This window comes from Peptoniphilus sp., assembly GCF_034090345.1.
In the GTDB taxonomy this organism is placed as follows: Bacteria; Bacillota; Clostridia; order Tissierellales; family Peptoniphilaceae; genus Peptoniphilus.
Map to the genome: position 1 here is coordinate 1 of NZ_JAXDSS010000039.1, position 7,595 is coordinate 7,595.

Consider the following 7,595-nt stretch of genomic DNA (forward strand, 5'->3'; position numbering starts at 1 on the left):
CAGATTTGGAAACAAATTAGGACTATGGGATTTAAAAATGAATTTTTCCACACATTATCAGACGTAGTGGATAGGTTGTGTGAAACGATAAATAAATTAACAAAAGAGATGGTTAAAAGTATCTCCAATAGGGATTGGTTATATATCTAGATTTAATAGGATAATAGTATTACATGAAAACATAATTCTTTTTCTAAACAAGTCAAAATTTCTCATACCAAAACAATTTCTCTTTAAGGTCTTTATCTTAGTATGAGTTCCTTCAAGAGGACCATTTGACCAAGAGTAATCAAATGAATTACATATCTCATCAAACCAGTTATTAAAAGCAGTGATACAAGATTTAAATTCTTTTAATTTTGATTCATCTGCTCTTTTTATCCATTCTCTTAAAGCTTTTTTAGCTCTAGTTTTGTTTGGCTGACTAAGTACATACTGGTAGAACAACTCTTTTAACTTGTATGCTTCTTTTAATTCCTTGTTCAGTTCAATCATAAGTGATACTTCATTAGCTTGTTCTGAAGTTAGCTTAGAGGCAGGTTTTGTAATTAAACTCTTACTTCTTTTAAAATATTTCCTAAGCTTTGATGATATATCCTTTTGTATTCTCTTTCTAACATTTTCTAATGCCCAGGAAACTTGTCTTATGAAGTGGTACCTATCTATGATATGTATTGCGTTTTTAAAGAATGATTTCTTAACTGATTTAAATGCTTTAGACATATCACTTACAAAGAATTTTACTTTGTTTCTTTCTTTGTTTGGTATCTTTTCAAAGTACCCATACAATGTATTCTTATCTCTTGATGGTAAGATATCTATGATAGAGTGTTTAGATCCATTAAGAAGAGAAGTCTGATACTTAATATTTCCACTGTCTCCTTTAAATTCATCTATACATAATACTTCTGATAGCCTATCTCTAGAAGCACTTAAACAATTTAAAATTCTAAGAACAGTATTTGAAGAAACATTATACCTATTAGCAATAGAAGATATAGAATAAAGCTCATCAAACTCAGAAACAATAGCACAAACAAGCCTAGTAGTTATAGTATGACCTTTGGCAATAAAATCAAGCTCTCTTTCAAAACGACAACCACAAGACTTACAATCATACCTAGTTTTCTTTAAGAAAATCAAAGATTTCTTACCTCGGATGTGAGTATCCCTAATCTTTTGAATTCTATGATCATGAACCCAAATCTTTTTAGAACCACAATGAGGACAAGCATTCATCTTTGTAACAGACGCATTGATATGAACAAAGTCATTATCTTCAGTCAAACTATTAAAAACTACATCTTTAAAACCTAACAAATTCATGATATTATTATTTTGCACTTATATGCACCTCCTAAATTTGGTTTTACTTATTTTAAGTTTAGGACTAAATGCATATAAGTGCAATTTTTTATACAAAAATATCTGTTAGAGATTTACTCCCCAACAGATATTATAGAGCCGTATAAAATAAAATATCGAACACAAAAAAGACCTATTAGTATTTCGATTTGAAGTACCAATAGGTTTAGATAGCTTATTTCAATTTAATGTGTTAATTTATTTTTATCTGATACTAAATTTATATCACTTTTTGAATACCTTTTTTAAATATAAAGATACTAAAATCCCTGTTATAAAGAAAATTATACTTATGTAACTAGAAGGGTTACCTTCAAAAAAATAATAAATAAAAAATATATTCCAGGCTAATGGAAATAATAAAATATACCACCAATATAATTTCTTATTATTATAAACCCATGGCATTAAAATTAGTGTGGGAAAGCAGAATGGACTAAGTATATAATAATTTAATTCCGCTAAAAATCCATATAATTGAGATGTGCCTACAAAAAGGATTGGAATACAAGCTATTATTGTTAATATAAGTGAAATCGTAAATATTTTATTTTTCATTTGAAATATCCTCCTGTTTTAATAATATTTTTTCATTCTTATTCAAAACTAAAATTGAAGGTATACTATCAATATCTAAATCCTTCAGTATATTTAAATACTCTTTCTTTTTAAAGTCTGACTCCTTTATGTCTTCAACATCATAATAATAAGAATTATAATGTTGTTTTTTATATTTATCGTTAATGACCTTAATCTTTTTTATATTATTTATACAATCAGGACATGTCTTTCTTCCGATAAATATTAAATGTTTTCCATCATTATTCTTTATAGTTTCAACAAATTTTTCCGTACTTATATTTGTGAAATTTGAAGTTACTATTCTTGTATATAAAACTTCTTTGATTTGCAAGCTTATATTTGTTCTGAATTCTAAAGCTAATTTAAAACAAATTAGTAGAACAAAGAGCATTACCAACTTATTTTTTTTCATAAAACCACCTCAATTTTTTATTTTATGATATAATTATATCATAAAATAAAGGAGGTCACTTATGAAGAAATCACTTAAAAGAATTGTTTTAGTTGCTTTTTGTATTTTGTTTGTTGCTCCCATTAATCTTTTTGCCAATTCACTACTGGAATACGAGTTTGAAAAAGATTATAAACAAGCACAAAAGTACATAAAAATTGTCCATAGCAATGGAAGCTCTTTTCTGCTTTTCGATGAAGAAAGTGCGCGCATAAATGAAGAATCTGAGGATATACTTGAAATAGGCAGAGACCTTGTTGGTATTTCTATAAATTGCAATAATGACAAAATAAATCAAACCTCAAGTAACTCTAACCATATGCTTAGGGCATATAAATTTGGCTACAAAATATGGGGGAATTATTGTGGACCTGGAATCTCTGGGATGGACTTTAGCCAAGATCCTAAGGATGGTTTAGATAGAGCATGTATGGCACATGACAAATGCTATGGGAAATACGGTTACTTCAAATGTAGTTGTGATAATACTCTAATAGCCACTATAAATAATAGTTGGAGATACTGGAGCGACGATGCCGCTAAAAAGGGTCTAACTATTAGAAACTTTTTCAGAGATTACATGTCTAAAACTTGTCATTCTTGATTATAGAAAGTGAGGTTTTTGCAATGATCAAAAAAAATTTAGGCGTATTGCTTATAACATTAATTATGCTGTTTCCCAATTCTTCTTTTGCTATGGAAGTTTTTGAAAACGTAAATTCACAAGAACTATTTAATCTCGAAGCCCAAAATAGACCTAGTAATTATAAGCAGCATGTCGTACTGGATGAAACTATTTATGATGTATATAATATTTACAAAAATGCGAGTCTCACAGTTCCACAAGTTCTTTTAGATTCTGTATATTTAAATATTTTTGTGGAAAATGTAGGTAATACTCGAATAGACTGTGTTATTAGAAATGGCTACAATGTACTTTCTGAAGAAACAATACAACCTAAATCTAATAAAGTTTTTAGAGTTAATTACAGAGATCTTATATCTGGAGCAAACACATCATTTAACAATTATAATTTTAGTATTAAATTAAATTGTGATAATCCTGGGAATTCAAAAATTTCCGCACATGTTAGAGCCGCATATTATGTTAGATACAAGTAATTTATAAGTAATTCTTATGATTAGTTAATTTTGGCTCTATGTCAAATATTGGGGAGGCTCATTAATACGAGTCTCTCTTATTATTTAAAAATCAACACATAGCAGCTAAAATAGATCCTAAACCAAAATAAACCAAAAACCACTAAAAATAAACATAGCAAACAAAACTCCTAGGAGTTTTCAAAAATTTTCATATTTTTTTTACCAACTATTTACAAGAAAGCATAATTCGCTTTCTAAACAAATTAAAATTTTTCATACCAAAACAATTTCTCTTTAAAGTCTTTATCTTAGTATGTGGCCCTTCAAGAGGACCATTAGACCAAGGATAATCAAAAGAACTACATATCTCATCAAACCAATTATTAAAAGCAGTAATACAAGAACTAAATTCCTTTAAACCGGATTCTTCAGCCCTTCTTATCCATTCATTTAAACACTTTTCAGCCCTCTTTTTAGTAGGTTGAGCAAGAACATATTGATAGAACAATTCTTTTAAATAGAAGAAATAGAAAAATTGGCTCTATAATATTCTGTTATTGTTATTTGATTTAAACAACTTATATTTAAAATTAAGTTGTATGAATTTATGTAGTTTGATATGATGAATAAAGAGATTAAGAAAATACTTAGAGGGAAGTGTTGATTTGACTAAGAATTTAGTCGTTGTAGAGTCGCCAACAAAGGCGAAGACAATAAAGAAAATGTTAGGTAAGAATTATAAAGTCATGGCATCAGTTGGACATATAAGAGATTTGCCTAAAAGTAGACTGGGAATTGACGTTGAAGGTAATTTTGATCCTGAATATATAAACATAAGAGGCAAAGGTCCTCTAATAAAGGAATTAAAGAAAGAAGCTAAAGACAGTGACAATATATACTTGGCAACTGACCCCGATAGAGAGGGAGAAGCTATATCTTGGCATTTAAGTTATATTTTAGGACTAGACCCAGATAAGCCGATAAGAGTAACTTTTAATGAAATAACAAAAGATACTGTCAAAGAAAATATTAAAAAACCGAGAAGTATTGACATAAGTTTAGTAGATGCCCAACAAGCTAGAAGAGTTTTGGATAGATTAGCAGGGTATAAAATATCTCCATTACTTTGGAAAAAAGTTAAAAGTGGTTTATCAGCTGGTAGAGTTCAGTCTGTGGTTTTAAAACTTATATGTGACCGAGAAAGAGAAATTGAAGAATTTATAGCAGAAGAGTATTGGTCTATAGAAGCAATATTAAAAAAAGGTAGAAAATCTTTTGAAACCAAATTTTATGGTAAATTTAAAAATGGTAAAAGTTTAAAAGTTGAATTAGCGAATGAAGAAGAAACTAAGGAAATTTTAAGAACAATAGATGAGGAAAATTTTATAGTACATTCTATAAAAGAAGGGACAAGGTCGAAGAATCCTTACAATCCTTTTACAACTTCTACTATGCAGCAAGAAGCTTCTAAAAAACTTGGGTTCACAACAAAAAAGACCATGATGGTTGCACAGAGCTTATATGAAGGGGTAACTTTACCTAAAGTTGGTTCAGTTGGTTTGATAACATATATGAGAACTGACTCAACTAGAATAAGTGATGAAGCTTTGAAAACAATAGAAGCTTATATAAATGGAGAAATAGGTAAAGAATATCTTGAGTTTCATAAGAGTAAAAATAAGAGCTCTAATGTACAAGATGCTCATGAATGTATAAGACCTACAGATGTATTTAAAACACCTTATTTAATAAAAGATTCTTTAACTAAAGACCAATTTAAATTATATGAGTTGATTTGGAAGAGGACAGTGAGTTCTCAAATGAAGCCTGCTCAATATGCAACAATGAATTTAGAAATTTTATCTAATGATAATATATTTAAAGCTTCAGGTTCTCAAATAAAGTTTGATGGTTTTTCTAGAGTATATAACTATTCAAATGAAAAGGATAATATACTACCTGAATTAAATGAAGGAGATATGTTAAAAGCTAAAGAAGTTATTCCTAACCAACATTTTACTCAGCCGCCAGCAAGGTATAATGAGGCTAGTCTGATTAAATATTTGGAGGAATATGGGATAGGTAGACCTTCTACTTATTCACCTATAATTTCTACTCTACTTTCAAGATATTATGTAGTGATTGATGAAAAGAAACTTGTTCCAACAGAGCTTGGAGTTACAGTAAATGAAATTTTGACAGAAAATTTTTCTGATTTAATAAATAAAGATTTTACTGCGAATATGGAAACAAGCCTTGATGAGATAGCCGATGGAGAAAGACCATGGAAAGAAGTTATATCTTCTTTTTACTCAAAGCTAAAAGAAGACTTGGATAAAGCTGAAGAAAATATTGAAAAAGTTGAAATAAAAGAACAAGAAACTGATGTAATATGTGAAAAATGTGGCAGAAATATGGTTATAAAAATGGGAAGATATGGAAAGTTTTTAGCTTGTCCTGGATTTCCGGAATGTAGAAATACAAAACCTTTAGTTGAAAAAATAGGTGTAAAATGTCCTAAATGTGGAGGAGAAATAGTAGTTAAGAGGAGTAAAAAGGGTAGAAAGTTCTATGGTTGTGATAATTATCCTGAGTGTGATTTTGTAACTTGGAATAAACCAATAGATAAAATGTGCCCTAAATGTGATTCTATTTTGACAGAAATGGAAGGTAAGGGTAAAAAACGAATAAAGTGCAGCAATCAAAATTGTGATTATAGGGAAACAACAGAGGAATAAAAATGAATAGAGATGAGTTTATAGTCAAATTTCCAAAGACAATTTCTGAAAAATATAATGTAGTATTTAAAAACGAAGACAGAGATAGTATTACTTTTTTTACAGAAGAGTTAAACGGAAATGTTGAAAGTGCTTTAAAAATTATATTCGATAAAAATATAGTATTTGAAGTTGTTGATTCTGAGTTATTGAATTTAAAGAGAAATGAATTTTATAGTTTAGATGAAGATAAACTCATCTTAAATTTTTCTTTAAATTCAAACTATAATCTAAATTCGCTTGAATTTGAAAGTGATTCAGAAGCGGCAATAGCTCTTAACAATATAATTAAATACGCACTTGAAAAAGGAGCTTCTGATATACACTTTGATTCTAAAATAAACGAAGTTGTTGTTAGGCTTAGAATAGATGGAATTTTACAGGATGTTAGTAAAATATCTAAAGCAAGTTATAATTTGTTATCTACAAGGATAAAAGTAATATCAAATTTAGATTATACGATAAGAAATAAACCACTTGATGGGAGATTTTCTTTTAAAACTGAAGATAGATCTGTTGATATAAGAGTCGCAATTATTCCAACTACACTACAAGAAAAAATTGTACTTAGAATTTTAGATAAAACATCTGTAGATTTTACTATGAATGGAATAGGATTGTTTGGAGAAGATGCTGAAAAAGTTAAAAAACTGATAAGGCAACCAAATGGATTACTTCTTGTATCAGGGCCTACAGGAAGCGGGAAATCTTCAACTCTATATACCATTTTAAATCACTTATATTCAAGAGAATTAAATATTATAACTGTTGAAGATCCGGTTGAGTATAAGATAGATGGAATAAATCAAATTGAAATAAATAAAGAACTTGGCAGAAGTTTTAATGACGGATTAAAGAGTATACTTAGGCTTGACCCTGATAAGATAATGGTAGGGGAAATAAGAGACAGAGAAACAGCACAGACGGCTCTTAGATCTGCCATAACTGGACATTTAGTGCTGTCCTCAATCCATACAAATGATTCTCCTTCAGCAATCTATAGATTAAAAGACATGGGAATAGAAAATTATTTAATATCAGCTGGACTTATAGGAATTATTTCGCAGAGATTAGTCAGAAAATTATGTGAATGTGCTGAACCAATTGAAGAGTATGTTGATATTTTTTCTAAAGAAATGACTCATTATAAACCAAAAGGTTGCTCAAAGTGTAGAAATGGATATGTTGGAAGAACTGCAGTTTTTGAAATCTTAATATTAACAGATGAGGTGAAAGAAGCAATAGTAAAAGAAGTATCATTAAGAGAATTTAGAGAGTTATGCTCTAAAAATATGGTTTCTTTAAAAGATAGTTTG

The 7,595-nt window shown here is 28.9% G+C and carries 7 protein-coding genes and 1 pseudogene; 4 read left to right on the plus strand and 4 right to left on the minus strand.

Translation table 11 applies throughout. From position 1 onward, the window contains the following. Positions 1 to 138: 138 nt before the first annotated feature. The 3 genes from SOR77_RS03040 to SOR77_RS03050 form a co-directional block, all read right to left on the minus strand. Entirely contained in the window at positions 139 to 1,344 is a 1,206-nt protein-coding gene (locus tag SOR77_RS03040; protein WP_320635718.1) for an ISL3 family transposase, read from the minus strand. Positions 1,345 to 1,590: 246 nt separating this feature from the next. Further along, on the minus strand, positions 1,591 to 1,923 hold the full coding sequence (locus SOR77_RS03045) for a hypothetical protein (RefSeq protein ID WP_320635719.1): 333 nt from the start codon (positions 1,921 to 1,923) through the stop codon (positions 1,591 to 1,593). Further along, positions 1,913 to 2,359, minus strand: a complete 447-nt coding sequence (locus tag SOR77_RS03050) for a hypothetical protein (RefSeq protein ID WP_320635720.1) — start codon at positions 2,357 to 2,359, stop codon at positions 1,913 to 1,915. The genes SOR77_RS03045 and SOR77_RS03050 overlap by 11 nt, the downstream gene beginning before the upstream one ends. A gap of 61 nt (positions 2,360 to 2,420) precedes the next feature. Between SOR77_RS03050 and SOR77_RS03055 the strand changes: the two genes are divergently transcribed. Both SOR77_RS03055 and SOR77_RS03060 read left to right on the plus strand, forming a co-directional pair. Further along, entirely contained in the window at positions 2,421 to 3,002 is a 582-nt protein-coding gene (locus SOR77_RS03055) for a hypothetical protein (protein ID WP_320635721.1), read from the plus strand. 23 nt (positions 3,003 to 3,025) lie between these two features. After that, on the plus strand, positions 3,026 to 3,520 hold the full coding sequence (locus SOR77_RS03060; RefSeq protein WP_320635722.1) for a hypothetical protein: 495 nt from the start codon (positions 3,026 to 3,028) through the stop codon (positions 3,518 to 3,520). A 208-nt stretch (positions 3,521 to 3,728) separates the two neighbouring features. Here the strand turns inward: SOR77_RS03060 and SOR77_RS03065 are convergent. Further along, positions 3,729 to 4,013 (minus strand): annotated as a pseudogene (locus SOR77_RS03065) (ISL3 family transposase); the annotation flags it as partial. Between the two features lie 154 nt (positions 4,014 to 4,167). Between SOR77_RS03065 and topA the strand changes: the two are divergent. Continuing rightward, the gene (gene topA / locus SOR77_RS03070) at positions 4,168 to 6,240 is read left to right on the plus strand and encodes a type I DNA topoisomerase (protein ID WP_320635723.1); all 2,073 of its coding nucleotides are present in this window, start codon (positions 4,168 to 4,170) and stop codon (positions 6,238 to 6,240) included. A gap of 2 nt (positions 6,241 to 6,242) precedes the next feature. Further along, positions 6,243 to 7,595, plus strand: a 1,353-nt coding sequence (locus SOR77_RS03075) for a GspE/PulE family protein (protein ID WP_320635724.1), incomplete at its 3' end; no start/stop codon positions are given.

Bases quoted from the DNA above. Each gene is read 5' to 3' on its own strand.
- SOR77_RS03050 (WP_320635720.1), bottom strand. From the start codon at position 2,359: ATGAAAAAAAATAAGTTGGTAATGCTCTTTGTTCTACTAATTTGTTTT.
- SOR77_RS03055 (WP_320635721.1), top strand. From the start codon at position 2,421: ATGAAGAAATCACTTAAAAGAATTGTTTTAGTTGCTTTTTGTATTTTG.
- SOR77_RS03045 (WP_320635719.1), bottom strand. From the start codon at position 1,923: ATGAAAAATAAAATATTTACGATTTCACTTATATTAACAATAATAGCT.
- SOR77_RS03060 (WP_320635722.1), top strand. From the start codon at position 3,026: ATGATCAAAAAAAATTTAGGCGTATTGCTTATAACATTAATTATGCTG.